General features: G+C 43.3%; 18 protein-coding genes and 1 tRNA gene. 10 read left to right on the top strand and 9 right to left on the bottom strand.

Annotated features, from left to right (window positions below; genetic code table 11):
* Positions 1 to 906 carry an AAA family ATPase gene (locus tag ALT761_RS07185; protein ID WP_129737602.1) on the bottom strand — a complete coding sequence of 302 codons (906 nt, stop codon included), beginning with the start codon at positions 904 to 906 and terminating at the stop codon, positions 1 to 3.
* Between the two features lie 218 nt (positions 907 to 1124).
* Here ALT761_RS07185 and seqA point away from each other — a divergent pair, with 218 nt between their 5' ends.
* From seqA to ALT761_RS07220, 7 genes are all read left to right on the top strand, one after another.
* Positions 1125 to 1862, top strand: coding sequence for a replication initiation negative regulator SeqA (gene seqA, locus ALT761_RS07190; protein WP_129737604.1), 738 nt, complete (start codon positions 1125 to 1127; stop codon positions 1860 to 1862).
* 27 nt (positions 1863 to 1889) lie between these two features.
* A complete protein-coding gene (gene pgm / locus ALT761_RS07195; RefSeq protein WP_129737606.1) occupies positions 1890 to 3542 on the top strand; it encodes a phosphoglucomutase (alpha-D-glucose-1,6-bisphosphate-dependent) in 1653 nt (550 codons plus the stop codon).
* Positions 3543 to 3759: 217 nt separating this feature from the next.
* Complete coding sequence (locus ALT761_RS07200; RefSeq protein WP_129737608.1) at positions 3760 to 6237, top strand: glycogen/starch/alpha-glucan phosphorylase; 2478 nt, start codon at positions 3760 to 3762, stop codon at positions 6235 to 6237.
* A 251-nt stretch (positions 6238 to 6488) separates the two neighbouring features.
* Positions 6489 to 7790, top strand: a complete 1302-nt coding sequence (locus ALT761_RS07205; protein ID WP_129737610.1) for a putative bifunctional diguanylate cyclase/phosphodiesterase — start codon at positions 6489 to 6491, stop codon at positions 7788 to 7790.
* 90 nt (positions 7791 to 7880) lie between these two features.
* Positions 7881 to 8918 (top strand): succinylglutamate desuccinylase, encoded by a 1038-nt coding sequence (gene astE / locus ALT761_RS07210; protein ID WP_129737612.1) that lies wholly within the window; start codon positions 7881 to 7883, stop codon positions 8916 to 8918.
* Positions 8911 to 9312 (top strand): HIT domain-containing protein, encoded by a 402-nt coding sequence (locus tag ALT761_RS07215; RefSeq protein WP_126873876.1) that lies wholly within the window; start codon positions 8911 to 8913, stop codon positions 9310 to 9312. The genes astE and ALT761_RS07215 overlap by 8 nt, the downstream gene beginning before the upstream one ends.
* Positions 9313 to 9424: 112 nt before the next feature.
* Positions 9425 to 9751, top strand: coding sequence for a heavy metal-binding domain-containing protein (locus ALT761_RS07220; protein WP_013784663.1), 327 nt, complete (start codon positions 9425 to 9427; stop codon positions 9749 to 9751).
* Positions 9752 to 9886: 135 nt separating this feature from the next.
* Here the strand turns inward: ALT761_RS07220 and ALT761_RS07225 are convergent, their stop codons facing one another.
* The 6 genes from ALT761_RS07225 to ALT761_RS07250 all read right to left on the bottom strand — a co-directional run bounded on the left by ALT761_RS07225 (position 9887) and on the right by ALT761_RS07250 (position 13236).
* A complete protein-coding gene (locus ALT761_RS07225; RefSeq protein WP_013784662.1) occupies positions 9887 to 10054 on the bottom strand; it encodes a DUF2897 family protein in 168 nt (55 codons plus the stop codon).
* A gap of 35 nt (positions 10055 to 10089) precedes the next feature.
* Positions 10090 to 10788 carry a M15 family metallopeptidase gene (locus ALT761_RS07230; protein WP_129737614.1) on the bottom strand — a complete coding sequence of 233 codons (699 nt, stop codon included), beginning with the start codon at positions 10786 to 10788 and terminating at the stop codon, positions 10090 to 10092.
* The gene (gene dapE, locus ALT761_RS07235; RefSeq protein WP_126873874.1) at positions 10785 to 11918 is read right to left on the bottom strand and encodes a succinyl-diaminopimelate desuccinylase; all 1134 of its coding nucleotides are present in this window, start codon (positions 11916 to 11918) and stop codon (positions 10785 to 10787) included. Before dapE ends, ALT761_RS07230 begins: the two co-directional genes overlap by 4 nt.
* Positions 11912 to 12247: an ArsC family reductase gene (locus ALT761_RS07240; protein WP_013784659.1), complete on the bottom strand. Its 336-nt coding sequence runs from the start codon at positions 12245 to 12247 to the stop codon at positions 11912 to 11914. Before ALT761_RS07240 ends, dapE begins: the two co-directional genes overlap by 7 nt.
* A 96-nt stretch (positions 12248 to 12343) precedes the next feature.
* A complete protein-coding gene (locus ALT761_RS07245; RefSeq protein ID WP_129737616.1) occupies positions 12344 to 12847 on the bottom strand; it encodes a PTS sugar transporter subunit IIA in 504 nt (167 codons plus the stop codon).
* Positions 12847 to 13236 (bottom strand): ACT domain-containing protein, encoded by a 390-nt coding sequence (locus ALT761_RS07250; RefSeq protein ID WP_129737618.1) that lies wholly within the window; start codon positions 13234 to 13236, stop codon positions 12847 to 12849. Before ALT761_RS07250 ends, ALT761_RS07245 begins: the two co-directional genes overlap by 1 nt.
* 416 nt (positions 13237 to 13652) lie before the next feature.
* Here ALT761_RS07250 and ALT761_RS07255 point away from each other — a divergent pair, with 416 nt between their 5' ends.
* Positions 13653 to 14018, top strand: coding sequence for a VOC family protein (locus ALT761_RS07255; protein ID WP_129737620.1), 366 nt, complete (start codon positions 13653 to 13655; stop codon positions 14016 to 14018).
* A 181-nt stretch (positions 14019 to 14199) separates the two neighbouring features.
* On the opposite strand, the gene hppD is transcribed toward ALT761_RS07255, so the two are convergent.
* Together hppD and hmgA are read right to left on the bottom strand one after the other, a co-directional pair.
* Complete coding sequence (hppD, locus tag ALT761_RS07260) at positions 14200 to 15273, bottom strand: 4-hydroxyphenylpyruvate dioxygenase (protein ID WP_129737622.1); 1074 nt, start codon at positions 15271 to 15273, stop codon at positions 14200 to 14202.
* Between the two features lie 342 nt (positions 15274 to 15615).
* Positions 15616 to 16917, bottom strand: coding sequence for a homogentisate 1,2-dioxygenase (hmgA, locus tag ALT761_RS07265; protein ID WP_129737624.1), 1302 nt, complete (start codon positions 16915 to 16917; stop codon positions 15616 to 15618).
* Between the two features lie 258 nt (positions 16918 to 17175).
* Between hmgA and ALT761_RS07270 the strand changes: the two genes are divergently transcribed.
* Both ALT761_RS07270 and ALT761_RS07275 read left to right on the top strand, forming a co-directional pair.
* Positions 17176 to 18258 carry a patatin-like phospholipase family protein gene (locus tag ALT761_RS07270; protein ID WP_129737626.1) on the top strand — a complete coding sequence of 361 codons (1083 nt, stop codon included), beginning with the start codon at positions 17176 to 17178 and terminating at the stop codon, positions 18256 to 18258.
* Between the two features lie 143 nt (positions 18259 to 18401).
* Positions 18402 to 18478, top strand: a tRNA-Val gene (locus ALT761_RS07275).
* Position 18479 lies beyond the last annotated feature (1 nt).

Raw genomic sequence — 18479 nt, forward strand, 5'->3', positions numbered from 1 at the left:
TTACGCCGCCAGCGGATCGATACTATCCAGTAAATGCTGACTTAGCGACGTGCCCGTATGTTCAGGGGTACTTGCACTAAGCCTATGCTCAGTAACGGCAATGAATATAGCTTGCACGTCATCTGGCGTCACAAAAGTTCTATCGTGCATATAAGCCCAAGCGGCCTGCAACAAGGCTCGGCTAGCCCGTGGCGACAACGGGGTAGGGTAGCGCCCTTCTGCGCGACTCTCTGTCACTAATCGCAATATATAATTAATCACATCATCGCTAGCATGCACATGGGTAACCGCATCTTGCATAGTGATCAAATCGCTCTGCGATAAACACGAGACTATCTGTTGTTGAACGTCAGTTGATTGTTTCAGCATGGCTTTTTCGGCTTCCCAGTTCGGAAAGCCCAGTGAAATACGCATAAAAAAGCGGTCTAGTTGTGACTCAGGTAGCGGATAGGTGCCAGATTGATAACCCGGGTTTTGCGTGCCGATAACAAAAAAGGGAGAAGGTAAAGCATGGGTGGTGCCATCAATACTCACTTGTCGCTCTTCCATCGCTTCTAACAAGGCACTTTGGGTTTTAGGGCTTGCTCGGTTTAGCTCATCGGCAAGAACAACTTGGCTAAAAATGGGGCCGTGCCTAAATTGAAATTCACCATTGTGACTTTGATAAACGTTAACCCCTAGCATGTCTGATGGGAGCAAATCTGACGTAAATTGTATACGTGAATATTGAAGGCCGAATACGTGGGAAAGTGCGTGGGAAAGCGTGGTTTTACCCATACCAGGTAAATCTTCAATAAGAAGGTGACCATGAGCTAGCAAACACGTTACCGCAAGTTTTAACTGTTCAGATTTGCCGATAATCTTCTGACTTAGCGCGTCATGCACTAATTGAATCTCTTTTCGCATGATAAAACGTTACCTTTTTAACCCCTTATGTATTGATAGTAGCAACTAAAGTGCTCAAATAGCAGTTGGCACCCATACAAAGGTATGAGCATGGTTATCTAACATGTTAAAAGCATCATTTTAATGTTGGTTTTAACGAATTTAGGGCTAGGTTAGAAATAGTGCTGCGCTGTGCGAATCGGTTGTCTATAATGGGGCATCTTGTTAAGGAAGTAGTTATGAAAAGCATTGAAATAGATGATGATTTGTATGCCTTTATCGCCAGCCAAACAAAACATATAGGCGAGAGCGCATCAGAAATTTTACGTAGGCTTTTATTGCCTGAAGATGGTGAAATAAAGGGTGCAAGCAACGCCTCCCTACCTGATGAGTCAGTACAATCGACGAAAGCACCGGTTGCTGCTGCCACTACCGCTAACGCCTCGGCGCAAAAGGCAGAAGTGAAACCAGCCACTAAAACAGTGTCAAAAGCGGCGCCTAAAGCAACCGTTGCCAAAGCACCAGTGACGAAATCACCCGCTGCAAAATCGACAACTGCAGCCAAAGCGCCCGTTAAAAAAGACGTAGTGGCGCCAGCGGTGACTGAAATAGAAAATCACAATAAAGATGATATTGTGGGTATGGTATCTAAAGATGCGTTATCGACCTTTACCAAACGTGTCGATCAGTTCTTATTTATTCTAAGTGCTGCGCATAAGTTAAATAGTGATACCTTTGAAAATGTTAAATCGATTATTGGTAAAAATCGTACCTATTTTGCTACAAGCAAAGAGGCGTTGTTAGAGAATGGCAGTAGTACTAATCCTAAAGCCATTCCCGATAGCCCATTTTGGGTGGTCACCAACAACAATACCGCGAAGAAAGTAAACATGCTGGAACAAGTTTTGCGTACATTAGGGTATCAGCCCGATGTCGTCGAAACGGTAGTAAGTCGATTCGCCCCAGAGGGCAAATAAACGCTTAACTTAAAATAAGGACTTTTCATGGCTTTACATCCGCAGGCTGGTAAGCCAGCTGCACCTGAACAACTGATTAATGTGGCACAACTTGTTAGCCAGTATTACAGCTACAAACCAGACGCCGCTGCCCCAACTGAAGCAGTAAGTTTTGGTACTTCAGGGCACAGAGGATCGGCGTCGAACTATACTTTTACCGATACCCATATTAGTGCAATCTGCCAAGCACTGGTTGAATATCGTGAAGCAGAAGGTATTACCGGGCCGCTATTTATAGGTAAAGACACCCATGCATTGTCTGAACCTGCCATGATCACCGCTATCGAAGTACTCAGTGCCAACGGTGTTGATGTGGTTATCCAGCGAAGCGACAACGAAAGCTTAGGTTATACCCCCACGCCGGTAATTTCCCGCACTATCATACGTTATAACCGTGAAAATACGGCGGCGAAGTCTGACGGGGTAGTCATAACCCCATCACACAATCCACCTGAAGATGGAGGTTTCAAATATAATCCTCCTCATGGTGGCCCAGCTGATAGCGACGTTACGACCAAAATTCAAAATCGTGCGAACGCGCTTATTGCCGAAGGCAATAAAGATGTTAAACGCATCGATATTCGCTCCGTAAGAGCCCAGAAGTTAGTTCGCGAAGAAGATTTCATGGAACCTTATATTGATGACCTAGCACAGGTTATTGATATGCAGGCCATCGCAAAAGCGGGATTAAAACTCGGTACAGACCCCCTTGGTGGTGCAGGTATCGGTTATTGGTCTCGTATTGCAGATAAATATGGATTGGACATCACGGTTGTAAACCCTGCTGTCGACCCTCAGTTTGGATTCATGCGCCGCGATAAAGACGGCAAGTTACGCATGGACTGTTCAAGTGCTTTCGCCATGGCGGGCTTAATCGAATTAAAAGATGATTTCGACCTTGCATGGGGCAACGATCCAGATTTCGATCGCCACGGTATCGTATGCAAAAGTGCTGGCTTGATGAACCCCAATCATTATCTTGCGGTGGCTATTCAGTATTTATATACCCACAGACCCGAGTGGCCAGCATCACTTAAAATCGGTAAAACACTGGTTTCAAGCAGCATGATTGATCGCGTAGCGAATAGCTTAGACAAACCCCTTGCTGAAATGCCAGTAGGCTTCAAATGGTTTGTAGAGGGTTTGTCTAACGGTGAAATTGGTTTTGCAGGTGAAGAAAGTGCCGGTGGTATTTTCCTACAGCGAAATGGCGAAACGTGGGCTACCGATAAAGACGGCTTTATCCTGTGTTTATTAGCTGCTGAAATTCTTGCGGTGACTAAGAAAGATCCAGGCGAACACTATCAGGCATTAACTGAGCAATTTTCATCGCCGGTTTATAACCGTGTAGATGTGGCTGCTACCTTAGAGCAAAAGCAGAAGTTATCTGCTATGGATGCTTCGGTAGTCACCAGTGATACTCTAGCTGGTGAGCCCATTACCGCCGTGCAAACTCACGCCCCAGGTAACAATGCCGCTATTGGTGGTGTAAAGGTTTCTACAGAAAATGGTTGGTTTGCAGCACGCCCTTCAGGGACTGAACAAATCTACAAAATTTATGCAGAAAGCTTTAAAGGTGAAACTCACTTACAGGAATTGATTAAAGAAGCGGAAGCTTTAGTGGGTAAAATTATCAAATAAGGTCAAAAAACAACCTGGCATAGTCAGTAGTTGTCAAATAAATGTTAAAAGCCGGGTGATTGCATACGTTTTCATCCGGTTTTTTGTTATTTTAACAAAACTATTACAACATAATCGTTTAAGCACTGCTATATTGCTCTCATATTGTTGATTTTTTCTGTAATTAAATTACACATTGAGTGTGCCTTAGCACACATCAACCAGAGTGAGACGCAAAATGAACGCAAAAGCCGCCAAAACGCAACCCTCTTCACCGCTAGACAAGGCAGAGTTTAAAGCTGCTATTGTTAAGCACCTTCACTGTACGCTAGGTACAGATGAAAATAAGGCTAATAACCACGCATGGTGGAAAGCCACCTGTGCTGCCATTCAGGCTCAGGTACTAGAAGGCCTTCGCAAAACGCAAAAAAGCCACTACTTCAATGATACTCGCGCAGTACATTATTTTTCTGCAGAATTCTTAATGGGTAGATTATTGTCTAACAACCTTCAAAACTTAGGTTTGTTTGATGTGGCTAGTGGCGCATTAAAAGAACTTGGTGTTGAAATTACCGATATCATGGAAGAAGAGCCAGATATGGCACTAGGTAATGGCGGGTTAGGGCGATTAGCCGCGTGCTTTATCGACTCACTTGCCACAATGGAATTGCCTGCAATTGGTTATGGTATTCATTATGAACATGGCCTTTTCCGTCAAGAAATTAAGAGTGGTGCTCAGATAGAACGCCCTGATAGTTGGCGCGATTACGGTAACCCGTGGGAAATCTGCCGCCCAGAGTCAATTCAAGAAGTGCCTTTATTTGGTTACGTAGAAACCAAATACGGCGAAAGCGGCCGCATTCAGAAAGAATGGCACCCTGGCTCAATTGTTAAAGGGATCCCATGGGATATTCCTGTCGTTGGTTATGAAGGTAAAACTGTAAACGTGCTGCGTTTGTGGCAGTCAGATTCATCTGATTACTTCAACTGGGATGTATTCAATGCTGGTGGTTATGTAGATGCGCAGCGTGAAAACGTACAAGCAGAAACCATTTCAAAAGTACTTTATCCAAACGATGAAACTGAAGCAGGTAAAGAGCTGCGTTTAATTCAGCAGTACTTCTTCTGCTCATGTTCATTAAAAGACATCATTCGCCGTTATAAGCGTGCTCATGGTGATGACTGGAGCCGCTTTGCTGATCAAGTTGTCATTCAATTAAATGATACACACCCAGCTATCGCCATTCCTGAACTTATGCGTATCTTAGTTGACCGCGCTGAATTAGATTGGGATCAAGCATGGGGTATCAGCACGAAAGTATTCGCTTATACCAACCATACGTTATTACCTGAAGCCTTAGAAAAATGGCCTGCACGTATGATTGAAAAAATCTTACCGCGCCATTTGGAAATCATCTATGAAATTAACCATAGATTCATGGCAGAAGTCGATAAGAAATGGCCAAGCGACAACCGCATTAAAGCCAAGCTTTCTATTATAGAAGAAGGCAACGAGAAAATGGTACGAATGGGCCACTTATCGGTTATTGGTTCATTCGCGGTAAATGGCGTAGCTGAAATGCACTCTCGACTCGTGAAGTCTGACTTGTTCCCAGAGTTCGATGCATTATGGCCAGGCAAATTAACTAACGTAACGAATGGTATTACGCCACGTCGTTGGTTAAAAGCGTGTAACCCTGAACTTTCTAAATTGATTGATAAGAAAATTGGCTCAGATTGGCCAAAAGACTTATACAAACTTGAAGCACTAGAAAAGTACGCCGATAACAAAACGTTCCAAAAGCAATTCATGCAAGTGAAGCTTAACAACAAGCAGTTGCTGGCTGATGAAATTCGAGAGTCGTTAGACATTGAAGTAGACGTTAACGCTATTTTCGATGTACAAATTAAACGCCTTCACGAATACAAGCGTCAACATTTGAACTTGCTTCATATTATGGCCTTGTATCGTCGACTGTTAGAAAACCCTGATTACGATATGGTGCCTCGCGTATTCATCTTCGGCGCGAAAGCAGCACCGGGTTACAAGTTGGCAAAAGATATTATTTACGCCATCAATAAAGTGGCTGATAAAATCAATAACGACCCACGTGTAAACAATAAAATTAAAGTGGTGTTCTTGCCGAACTACCGGGTATCTCTTGCAGAGAAAATGATCCCAGCATCAGACGTGTCTGAGCAAATCAGTACTGCAGGAAAAGAGGCATCAGGCACGGGTAACATGAAGTTGGCACTTAACGGCGCTATTACCGTAGGTACACTTGATGGTGCTAACGTTGAAATTGCCGAGGAAGTAGGCGATGACAACATCTTTATCTTTGGCCTAACCGTTGAAGAAGTTCATGAACTGAAGGATAAAGGCTACAAGCCTTACGACTACTACTACCGCGACCCTGAAATTAAAGCGGTTCTTGATTGGCTTGAAACCGATTACTTCACGCCGGGTAAACCAGGTGCGCTAGTGTCGATTAAGCAAAGCTTGTTAGATCATGGCGACCAATACATGGTACTAGCAGACTTCCGTAGTTATTGCGATGCGCAAATTGCTATCGATGAGGCGTACCGCGATAAAGCGCGCTGGGCTAAAATGGCCATTATCAATACCGCGAAGATGGGTAAGTTTACCTCAGACCGTTCAATTAAAGATTATGTAGAACGTATTTGGAAACTTTCACCGTGTAAGATCGAAAACTAGTCTCAAGAGACTCTAAAAAAAGCCCGGAAATGCTATGCTTTCCGGGCTTTTTGTTGTGATATATTTATCCACTTAAACTAAAAATAAATTAAAAAATCAATAAGTAGCCGATTTAATATAAAAAAGTCTACAACCTATAATTAGGTATCGATTCATATACTTATAACACGTTGCGCTTAGTGTTAAGTCGTGTTGAACTACCGTTTGCTTATTTTAAGCACCTAGCCGCCGTTTAGTGCAAGGAAACCGTCATGAGCCAACATCATAATTCGCTGGCTACACTTCCCAATCGATTTGCGTTTATCGATACCGTATCGAAGTGTGGTGTATTGCATCCATCATTATCACTAATGCTAGTGGATGTAGTCCGTTTCTCAGACGTAACCACCAGTTTAGGTATTAATATTGGTGACAGGTTTCTGCTAGAAATTGCTAACCGCATTCAATCTCTGTTTGGCGGTGACATTTGCCTTGGCAGAATTAGTGGCGACGTTTTTGGACTCGCGTTTCCCGGCATGCGCAGTGCTAGCCAGATGCGCGATATGTTCGAACGGCTTGTTGAGCACTTTAAAGCACCCATGCATCACGATGGCCATGCATTCATCGCCGATTTTAATGTAGGTGTAGTGACATCAGAGGGTCAGGCCTTTGAAATTACGGCATTTGTGTCTCGTGGAGAAGCGGCACTAAAGCAAGCGAAAGAAAATAAATACGAAAACTTTTGCCTGTATAATATGCAAGATAAAACCGATACGGGTCGTAGTCTTGCATTAAAAGCTGATTTAAAACGTGCCTTATCGCAAAATGAATTAGAGCTTTATTATCAACCTAAAGTTAACCTTCAAACCCTTGAAGTTATTGGGGCTGAGTGCTTACTTCGCTGGAATCATCCGTTAGATGGCGTACTGTTTCCAGGCCCGCTTATTGAAGCGGCAGAATCCTATAACATGATGAATGAACTGGGCTATTGGACGTTAGAGCAAGCGTTTAGAAGTTTAGTTGATTTTGATTTTCACCGTTTGTCGCTGACCTTGTCTGTCAACATATCGCCTACTCAGTTGTATGATAATCATCTTATACCCTCGCTGAAGATGCTTAGTAAGACCTACGCCATGCCGCTTACTCGTATAGAGTTAGAGCTGACTGAAGATGTAGCCTTGTCTAATTCACTGATGGTGAAAAAGCAGCTTGATGAGCTTCGCGCCCTAGGGGTCGCCATTTCGGTAGATGACTTTGGGAAAGGTTACTCAAACCTTGCATACATTCGAGATCTTGATTTAAGCGCGCTTAAAATAGATAAAACCTTTGTTATAGAATTAGCGAAACATCCTGTTAATCGTGCCATTATCGAAGCTGCGAAAATTATCGGTAAAGCGAAAAACTGTGATGTCATTGCCGAGGGCGTAGAAACCATCGCTCAACTGCACATACTTCGAGAAGTGGGTGTAACGATAGGGCAGGGGTATTTGTTTTCAAAAGCCATTCCGCTGCATGACTTTATTAGTCTAGCGCAGCAAGAAATCATTGTCGGTAACTCTCCTTTACGTGCCTAAATAAAATCCCTCCGTTTCGAAGGGGCAATACGTGCATTCGCTTGGCTGAGTCGCTAAACTAGTGTTATTCAAGCTACTTTTGGTTTATGTATGCAACAACTTATCGAGCAAGGAAATTTTCTTTCTTTGTCTAGAACTCAACCTGAGTTATTTACCTCTTCTATTCAATTTACGTTAGGCAATGGTACTGACGTTGCTATCGCCGCTCCCGGTATTATTGCTTTCACGCCAACGGCGAAAACGTCTATCAATAAGCATGTTGTGTTATCTAGCGGCGTTCATGGAAATGAAACGGCCCCCATCGAAATATGTGACGAGCTGGTACAGCATATTCTTACTAACAAGCTTGAGCTTAGCCATCGTGTACTTTTTCTATTTGGTAACTTACCGGCCATGGATATTGCTGAAAGGTTTGTAGAAGAAAACATGAATCGGTTGTTTAATGGCGCCCATTCGAAAGGGGAAGGATGCAACAACAGTGAGCGCAAACGTGCTAAAGCGCTAGAAGATGCGATAACCGATTTCTTCTCTGTGGCAGCTTCTGGTGATGAGAAGTATCACTACGACTTACATACGGCTATTCGTGAGTCTAAAAATGAAAAGTTTGCGGTCTACCCGTATTTGCATGGTAAAGCGCATAGCAAAAGCCAGCTTGGATTTTTAGCTGCGTGTGGTATTCAAACCATTTTGTTATCTGAATCAGAAACCACAACCTTTAGTTACTCGTCTTCTGTGCAGCATCAAGCGCATGCCTTTACCGTCGAATTAGGCAAAGTGCAGCCATTTGGTCAAAACGACATGAGCCGTTTCGAAGCAGCAAAACAATCAATTACTGCATTAATTTGTGAAGATGATTTCAGACCTGACGTTGATATAGACTCGCTAGATATTTATCGGGTGAATCAAGTTATCAATCGCCATCAAAACGATTTTACGTTGCATTTCGATGACGACACGCCTAATTTTACCGATTATGCTAAAGGCACGGTATTGGCGACCGAAACCGGCGCTACCTACACTGCACAGCAAGACGGAGAAGCGATAGTGTTTCCTAATGCTAATGTGGCAATAGGGCAACGTGCTTTATTAACGGTTGTCCCAACAAAGCTGGAGAAACTTAGTGTTTAAGTTAGATGCAAGGCTAGAGGCTGATACGTTCTTCATTCACGATTTACCCCTTTGCAGGGTATTACTAATGAATGATAGTCAGTTTCCATGGTTAATATTAGTGCCTCGTGTAGATGGGGTAACTGAAATCATTGAGTTGTCAGACGCCCAACAGCAACAGTTTTTAAGTGAGTCGGCACAGGTGAGCCGTTTACTGCAATCGCAATTTTCACCCGATAAATTAAACGTCGCGGCACTGGGTAATGTGGTCAGTCAGTTGCACATTCATCATGTTGCACGGTATAAAAGTGATATCGCATGGCCAAAACCAATTTGGGGCGCGCAAGCCGTTGTGGCTTACCCTGAAGATAAAGCTGCTGCATTGGTAGATGTGCTGAAAAAGGCATTTTCTTAATAGGCTTGGTTAATCGTGTGCTAGGTGGCTAACACTTCTGTGAATAACTTATGGTCTACTATAAGACCAAAATAAAACCCAATTTTTAAAACAACTCAGCAAGGAGCAACCCATGATAATTTCAACTACGCCCACTCTGGAAGGCCAAAAAATTGAAGCCTACTATGGCATTGTGGTTGGCGAAGCCGTAATGGGCGCTAACATAGTAAAAGATTTATTTGCCTCTATACGTGACATTGTAGGTGGCCGTTCTGGTTCATATGAAGAAGAATTAACGCGAGCAAGAAAGCTAGCGTTTACAGAACTTGAGCATGAGGCTCGCAGCATGGGTGCTAACGCAGTTGTGGGAATAGATCTTGATTACCAAGTTATCGGTGACAAAGGCAGTATGTTGATGGTGAGTATTAGCGGAACTGCAGTAAAAACATCGCCACTTTAAAATGTAGTAGGTAGGCTAATTCGGATAAAGAACCTGATTCAATGCCAGCTTAAACCCAGATGTTAGCAGTTTGAATCTGGTTGGTCTTAATGTGATTAGCTTTGATGTGGTTAGCCTTCCAGCAGGGCGACTGTTTTACCAGTCGTCCTCTTCATCTTCAAATCCATTCTTCTTTTGCTTATCGTCTTTCTTTTTAAGCGGTGTTGGAAATTTAAATTTAGCGCTGTATTTTAACAGCGTAATATTGCCAACCACCACGCCCAATACAATAACGATAATAATGACAACCCAAAGCGTATCCATCACTGTCTCCGTTAAAGCTAATTAGTTGTGAAAGCTTATCTAGCCCAACTTTCACTATCCCAACTCTCGCCACGATTTAACACGTAGCGATAGTAAATTTCATCAATATGCTGAAGAACAACGGCCTTACCTTCAATGCTACTGTGTTTGATGGCAGTAGTGAGTTCCGTCAGCGAAAGCGCTTGTTCAAACTCAGTGGCAACAGCCCGGTGGCTCAGGTGCCAAAGCTCACACGCTACGCCGCCTTTATCTTCATTGAATGGGCGAAAGAACCCAAAGGTGCTCATATTCGCTTCAAGCCAATTAGCTAACAAAAAACAAGGCCCACCTTTTCGATATTCGCTATCAACTAACGAAAACTTACCGCTCCATTGTTCAACGGCGTGCTTGTCATAAACATCAAAGTCACTTCCCCAATGATGTCGACTGCCACCAGGTAACGCTGACCACATCAGTATTGCATGTAGTTTTTCTACGTCGGATAAACTATTCGGGTTTAATACAGTGCCCTCGCTATCCAACAGCGCCGCTTCGCCACGCCATTTTCTATTCCAAATAGCACACTGTTTATCAAAGTGACGAAAGCTGCTTACTAAGCACAAATCTATACCGTCATCTCGGGCGGCTTGTTGCATATTAACAAAAGCGGGTAGCACGTTGGCATGCAGGAAGTGTCCATTTCCTGCATCAACAAGGTGAGGATTGTCTTGCCCTAACCAGGTAGCTGGTTTCATGCGAGTAGATTGACCAAAATACCGTAGTACATGTCACTTAATAACTCTAAATCACTCATTTTTACACATTCATCTATTTTATGAATGGTGGCATTTACTGGCCCTAGCTCAATAACTTGTGCGCCAGTAGGCGCAATAAAACGCCCATCAGATGTGCCGCCAGCGGTAGATAAAATGGTAGGCGTGCCACGTACATCGGCAATTGCTTTTTCAGTGGCAGTAAGCAGTGGGCCTGAGTCTGTCAAAAAAGGCTGGCCGTTAAACGTCCACTTTATATCGTAGTCAAGTTCATGCTTATCCAGAATGGTCGTAACGCGCTTAATGAGTTCTTGATCTGTCACTTCGGTTGAAAACCGGAAGTTAAAGCACACATGAAGCTCGCCAGGAATTACATTACCTGCACCAGTGCCGCCATTAATGTTTGAAATTTGAAAGCTGGTGGGCGGGAAAAACTCGTTGCCATTGTCCCAATGAGACTGAGCCAATTCTGTTAAAGCAGGTGTGGCGCAATGCACTGGATTTTTTGCTAAGTGCGGATAAGCAACATGGCCTTGAATACCTTTAACAGTAAGATCGCCAGTTAATGAACCACGTCGGCCATTTTTAACAATATCGCCCACTTCATCGGTCGAAGATGGTTCGCCAACCACACACCACGTGATTTTTTCATTTCGTGCTTCAAGGGTATCGATAACACGAGTAGTGCCATTGATAAACGGGCCTTCTTCGTCACTGGTAATAAGATACGCAATACTACCTTTGTGATCAGGGTAATCGGCTACAAATTTACGGGTTGCGACTAACATTGCGGCCAAACTGCCTTTCATGTCGGCAGCACCACGGCCATGTAAATAGCCGTCTACTTCAGTAGCCGTAAAAGGCGGGGTTTTCCATGCGCTTTCTGGCCCACTAGGCACCACATCGGTGTGACCAGCAAAGCAAAAGACTGGGCCTTCGTTACCACGACGTGACCACAGGTTAGTGGTATCGTCAAATACCATGGTTTCATTGTTAAACCCCAAGGTACCTAAAAAATCTTTCATGGCTTCTTGGCAACCCTCATCTTCAGGGGTAACCGAACGCCTATTCATTAAGTTTTTAGCAATGTCTATTACGTTATCGTTTAACAAAATATTTCCTCATACTGCGCAGGTTTAAAGCCAATGTGAAACGTGCCGTTATGATTTAAAATAGGGCGCTTCACCATCGCAGGGTGTTCAAGTAACAAAGCGAGTGCCTTTTCGCGGGTGATATCTGTTTTATCACTGTCATCGAGTTGGCGAAAAGTCGTGCCACGTTTGTTCAACATCACTTCATAACCAAGACTGGCTTCAGCGTTGGCAAGAAAGTCGGCGTCGATACCGTCTTTTCTGTAATCGTGAAAAGTAAATTCGATGTTGTTCTCAGTAAGCCATTTTTTGGCTTTTTTGATCGTGTCGCAATTTGCGATGCCATACATTGTTGTACTCAAAAGGATACTCCGTTACAGCGTGAAGTTAGTGTAAGTGCATAATAAGCTCGTTATTATACATTTTCAAAAAGGGTTCGAATTTGCCTAAATATAAAGGGTTAACAGCGTGTCGCTACCCGCATCAACAAATTTTTGATGCGTTGGTAGAACGCCTATTAATGCTTTGGTATTTAATAAGGTCATTATACAAATATTTTCCACGCCTTGTTGTTTTAGCCACGCGGAATTTACACTAAATAACATAGCACCGGCTTTAATCTGTTCGCCTTGTCTTAACTGAGTTAAAAATTGCGCACCGTGCAGCATTTGGGTGTGTAAGCCATATTTGATTCGACACTTAAGCCCAAAAGAAGATTTAATTTCAATTGAATAGTCGAGGGGATCTATTTTCATTACTGTTGCATTAAATGGGGATACCACTTTACTGGAAGCGGTGGTAAGCGCTAAACCTGGCCCCCATGCTCCAACGTTGATTAGATCATCATTAACGTGTTGCAGTAACACACATTGGCCTGACACCGGTGATGCGATTGGAATGGTTTTTTTAAACTGTTCAGGAGGCGAGGTCAGTTGCTTTTCTATTAACACTACTTGCCCTCAAGAACCGTATAGCCTGCATTTCTTAATGCCTTTGTTGCATCAGCAAGTTTATTATCTTTCACAAGGAAAAAATCGGTTTCGAATGTCGATACAACAAAAATAGCGACTTTCACGGCGGCAAGCACAGCGCCTATCTGCGCCATAATACCTACCATAGATAAATGCAGCGGGCCGAGCAGTTCAAGTGCTCGCCAGCCTTCATCAGAATCTAGTGAATCTACATTTACATTCGACGGGATAACAATAGACAATTCATCTTCTGTTTTGCCCAAGAAAAAAAGCGGGCTTTGAAGTACATTTGCAGGAATTGCACTGTCGCCATCTAGGCTGTGGATCGTAAATGGTTGGGGAAGTACTGAGAGTGTTTGTTTTGGCATGAATAACCGAAAAAAAAGGTTTCAATCAAAGTATCCACATTAAAACACTATCTGTGGTTAAGTGCTACGTGTTATCCACTTAATCTGTGGATAAGTTTGTTGAGTAGTTTGGGGCTTTTGTTTAAAGCATTGAAATTAAACAATAAAATAAACTGTACAAACAATAGTCAGTGGATAACATTTACCTATTCACAAGCATTTTCCACAGCCTCTGTCTATACATATTTAAAAATTGTTCTGCTTATTTTGCAATTTCTTGTCTTGACACTGCTGTCTTTTATCCAACGTAATAAACCGGATCGCCACGTGGTTTTTTATCAATGGCTGTGCAATTATCAAAGTGTACAATTTGTACATACTGGTTTTAGATACTGGGTTGATGATCTAAAAATGCCAAACCTCAAAAGGGGAATGATATGAGCGATAGTTTATGGATGGATATCACCACCGAAGACGCTGATGCCTTAGCTGATTTTTATGTGAATGTGATGAGCTGGAAAAAAGAAGCCTTCGATATGGGCGGCTACAATGATTATGTGATGATGAAAGAAGATGGTAGCCCTGCGGGCGGCATATGTCACAAGCGAGGCTGCAATAGTGATATTCCTGGCGGTTGGGTGCCGTATTTCACGGTAGCCGAATTAGACTCAGCATTAGCCGCTTCTAAAAGCGCAGGTGGGCAGCAAATAGGAGACATTCGCCACCATGGTAAATCTCGCTTTTGTATTATAACAGACCCTTCAGGGGCGTGTTGTGTACTTTATCAACAAGGCGAAGACTAAAAAGGCACTACCAGAACACGGCAAGTACACGCTGAGGAAGGGAGGGGAAAGATTAGGAAAGGTGTGGGAGAAATTAGGAAAGGTAAGGAATACACAGGGTGATGTCAGCTTCAAGCTAAGGGGGCTGACACCACTAACACCACTATGTGTAAAATTTTAGAGCAAGCATTGATTAGGGCGACTATTTATTTAATACGCCGCGATTTACCTGATCCCTTTCAATCGATTCAAATAACGCTTTAAAGTTGCCTTCTCCAAACCCATCGTCTTCTTTGCGCTGAATAAACTCGAAAAACACTGGGCCAAAAACGGTTTCTGAGAAAATTTGCAGTAGCAAACGAGGAGACTCGCCTTCCGTGGTTCCGTCTAACAAAATACCTCGTTGTTTAAATTCTCCAACGGGCTCACCGTGGCCGGGTAAGCGCTCTTCTAACATGTCGTAATAAGTATCAGGAGGTGGGGTCATAAACTTCATGCCCTTCGCTTTAAGTTTATCTAAGCAGCTTATAAGGTCGTCGCAAGCAAAGGCAATATGCTGTATACCTTCACCATTGTATTGCATTAAAAATTCTTCGATTTGACCGCCACCGCCTACGGCTTCTTCATTGAGTGGAATTCGAATTTTGCCATCAGGCGCGGTCATGGCTTTAGATAGTAAACCCGTGTACTCACCCTTAATATCAAAATAGCGAATTTCGCGAAAGTTAAACAACGATTCGTAGAATTTCGCCCAATGATTCATTCGGCCGCGATACACATTGTGAGTAAGGTGGTCCAGCGTGTGGAAGCCGCAACCTTCAGGGTGTCTGTCTACCCCTTCAATCCATGTAAAATCGATATCATAAATAGTGTTTTCGCCTTGATAGCGATCGATTAAATAAAGCATGGCACCGCCGATACCTCTGATAGCAGGCAGTTTTAATTCCATAGGGCCTGTGTGGGTGTCCATAGGTTGTGCGCCGCGCTTTAGCACTTCAGAATAGGCGTGCTGAGAGTCTTTAACGCGAAAGGCCATGCCACACGCTGAAGGGCCGTGTTCTTCAGCATAGTAAGAAGCGTGGCAGTTTTTTTCATAGTTACTTAAAAGATTGATATCGCCTTGGCGCCACAGCTCCACATCTTTTGATTTATGCTTGGCCACAAGGGTGAACCCCATCGCTTCAAACATAGGCTCCAATAAACCCTTTTTAGGCGCGGTAAATTCTAAAAATTCAAAACCATCTAACCCAATTGGGTTTTCAAATACATCTGCCATTGTCTTTCTCGCTTACTGAAGTCACTGCCTTTGCGTTAGTTAATTAGTTTTTGATATTGAACCCATGCAAAGGCGATTGTAATTAGTAGAGTCGATTGTAATGGTGAGGTAAATATAAGAGCAATAGAGTGTTAAAACATGACATGAGCCGTTGCAGCATATTAAGTGTAACGTTTAGTTTTCAGCTGTGTGGAAACGCAATTCCAGTTCGTTTTTAATAGCGTAATTAATTGAATTAAGATGGTTTATTTTTATTTCTGGGCAGCTAGGAAATGTTCACATATGCATACATTCAAAGAATTTCCCTACTATTCTGGTTCTTATATGGTTCTTATATAGTACTTATATCTTACCGTCGAAATGCTTCGTTAATCCTTTCCAACAATCAATATAGTCTGTTTGGCGAAGCGGAGTACTAAGTGCAAACTCAGTTGGGGCGATAGGAAAGCGAGATTCAAACATAAACGCCAGTGTGTTTTCGTATTTCTGTGGGGCTAATTCTGTATTCGAGGCGGCTTCAAATACAGAAGCTTCGGGGCCATGAGGGGTAAAGCAATTATGTAAACTCATACCACCAGGCGCAAAGCCTTTTTCTTTAGCATCGTAACTCCCTTCAATTAAACCCATAAATTCACTCATCACATTCCTATGAAAATAAGGGGGGCGAAAGGTGTTCTCAGCCACCATCCAGCGCGGGGGGAAAATGACAAAATCAACATTGGCAGTGCCTTCAAGTTCAGAAGGCGAGGTTAGCACCGTTAATATGGAAGGGTCGGGGTGGTCAAAACTGACGGTATTAATCACGTTAAAATTCTTAAGATCATATTTGTATGGCGCTGAATTACCTACCCACGCAACGACATCAAAAGGCGAATGTGGAAGCGGGGCTTGGTATAAATGGCCACAGAATTTGTTAATAATGACATGGGGCGTGTCTATATCCTCAAACCATGCAGTGGGGTACAAAAAGTCTCTTTGATTGGCAAACCCGTTTGCGCCTACGGGGCCTCGCTCAGGTAAAACGTATGACTGCCCATAGTTTTCACAAATATACCCACGAATTGCGCCATCAATAGGAGTAACGCTAAAGCGCACCCCACGGGGGATCACCATAATTTCACCTGCAGATAGGTGTAATTTGCCAAACTCAGTTTTTACTTCCATGTTTCCATGTTGTGGAACGAACAGCATTTCACCGTCAGATGAGTAAAATACCTTATTCCCCATAGCCGCATTCGCACTGTAGCAGTGAATGCCCATGCCGGTTTGCTGATTCGCGTCGCCGTTCGTGGCTATGGTCACTAAACCTTCAATAAAGTCTATGCTGCTTCGCTCATCAGGAAGGGGGATAGGATCCCACCGCATCACATTTGGCGGGCACGGCGACTGTGTTTCAGGGCCAGTTTGAATTTGTGTGTTCTTATAAGGTGAAAAATCACCCATAGCGACAGAAGGCCGAATTCGATAAGTCCAACTGCGTCTATTTTTAGCCCGAGGCGCTGTAAACGCACTGGTGCTGAACTGCTCAGCGTAAAGTTTATAATTAACTTTTTGCGGGCTAAATTGCCCTTTGGGTAGTGCATCAGGCAAGGCTTCAGTTTCATGCTCATTATTAAAACCCGACAAATAAGTTAATTGACTCATCATACCCACCTTTCAAATACTGCTGATGCTAAACGCTTTTATTTATGTAGCGTAAATATTAATAAAAAGTAAATCAATTGCGTGGCTAGAATTGGGCCCTTATAAAAAATTGATGTGTGATGATTTGTTTACGCTGGTGGAAACTTCCTACATAAGCGCCCACTTATAGTAGTGGTTTCATAAAGGTGATGGACGGCCCATTGATTTTACGGCTTTTACTGATAAATTAGGCGCATACATGATAAATAGAGACAACACGTGGCACCGCTAGAAATTTATGCCGGCAATGGGGCAATGAATACCATTAAGCAACAAGGCTTTCACCCTGAAGTATTTAGTTATTTTCTCGGCGCTTCAGGCGGTCCAAAATGGTTTTCACTTGCAGGTTTAGACAGAGTACTGTTTCCTGAATGGTTTAGTAATGTAGAACATCAAATACATGTTATAGGGTCTTCTGCGGGTGCATTCAGGGCTATCTGTGCAGTACAAAATGACCCGCTTGCAGCCATAAATCGGCTAGCTACTTCTTATTCAACTACTACTTACAGCGATAAGCCTACTCCTGCTGAAATAACCCGCAAGGCCGAAGCGCTAGTAAAAGAAATGGTGAATAGCGAAGGAAAAAAAGAGGTGTTGGCCAACGAGCGATTCAAAGCACACATCTTTGTGGCTAAGTGCTTGGGGGCTACCCGGCGCGAGCATAAGTTTTCTCAGTTATCGGGCCTTGCGATGAGTGCTGCTGCTAACGCGGTCACGCGAAAGAACTTGGGTAGATACTACACACGCTGTATTTTTTCGTCGCCTAATACCGAGTTTTCAGTTAAAGACCCTTATCAACTTCCCACTGAACAATACGAGTTAAATAACGAAAATATCCATAACGCACTGCTTGCCTCCGGTGCTATTCCCGTTGTGCTAGAAGGAATACGAGATATAGCGGGGGCCCCGCAAGCTATGTATCGCGATGGCGGTATTGTTGATTATCATTTTGACCTAGAATTTGGCCCTGACAAAGGTTTAGTGTTATATCCACACTTTTACCCTAAGCCCATTCCAGGTTGGTTCGACAAGGGCTTAAAACGCCGCGTGGCACATAAAAATAGTTACGACAATGTGGTTATGCTAGTGCCATCTGCCGAGTTCGTTGCAAGCCTGCCATACGGTAAAATTCCAGATCGAAAAGACTTCGAGCAACTCGATGCTGCCACTCGCATAAAGTATTGGCAAACGGTATTGCAAGAAACCGATAGGTTGGGGGAGTACTTTATGAAAATAGCGAGTGATGGAAGTATTGTTGATAAAATCAAGCCGTTGCCATTTTTGCAGCGCGAGAACGTTTAATTCGGTGTGAAATTGCTCACTTTTTCAATAAATGGTGGCAAATCAATCAAACACACACCTTAAACACAAAATAAGCTTGCAGGACGCACTGTGCATCGCTATGATACGCGCCGTCCTTCAGGCAGTTCTGCCGAAGCATATTTGCGACTATAGCTCAGTTGGTTAGAGCGCTACCTTGACATGGTAGAGGTCCCCTGTTCGAATCAGGGTAGTCGCACCAC

Origin of the sequence: Alteromonas sp. 76-1, from assembly GCF_900654235.1 — a bacterium.
Taxonomy (GTDB): domain Bacteria; phylum Pseudomonadota; class Gammaproteobacteria; order Enterobacterales; family Alteromonadaceae; genus Alteromonas; species Alteromonas naphthalenivorans.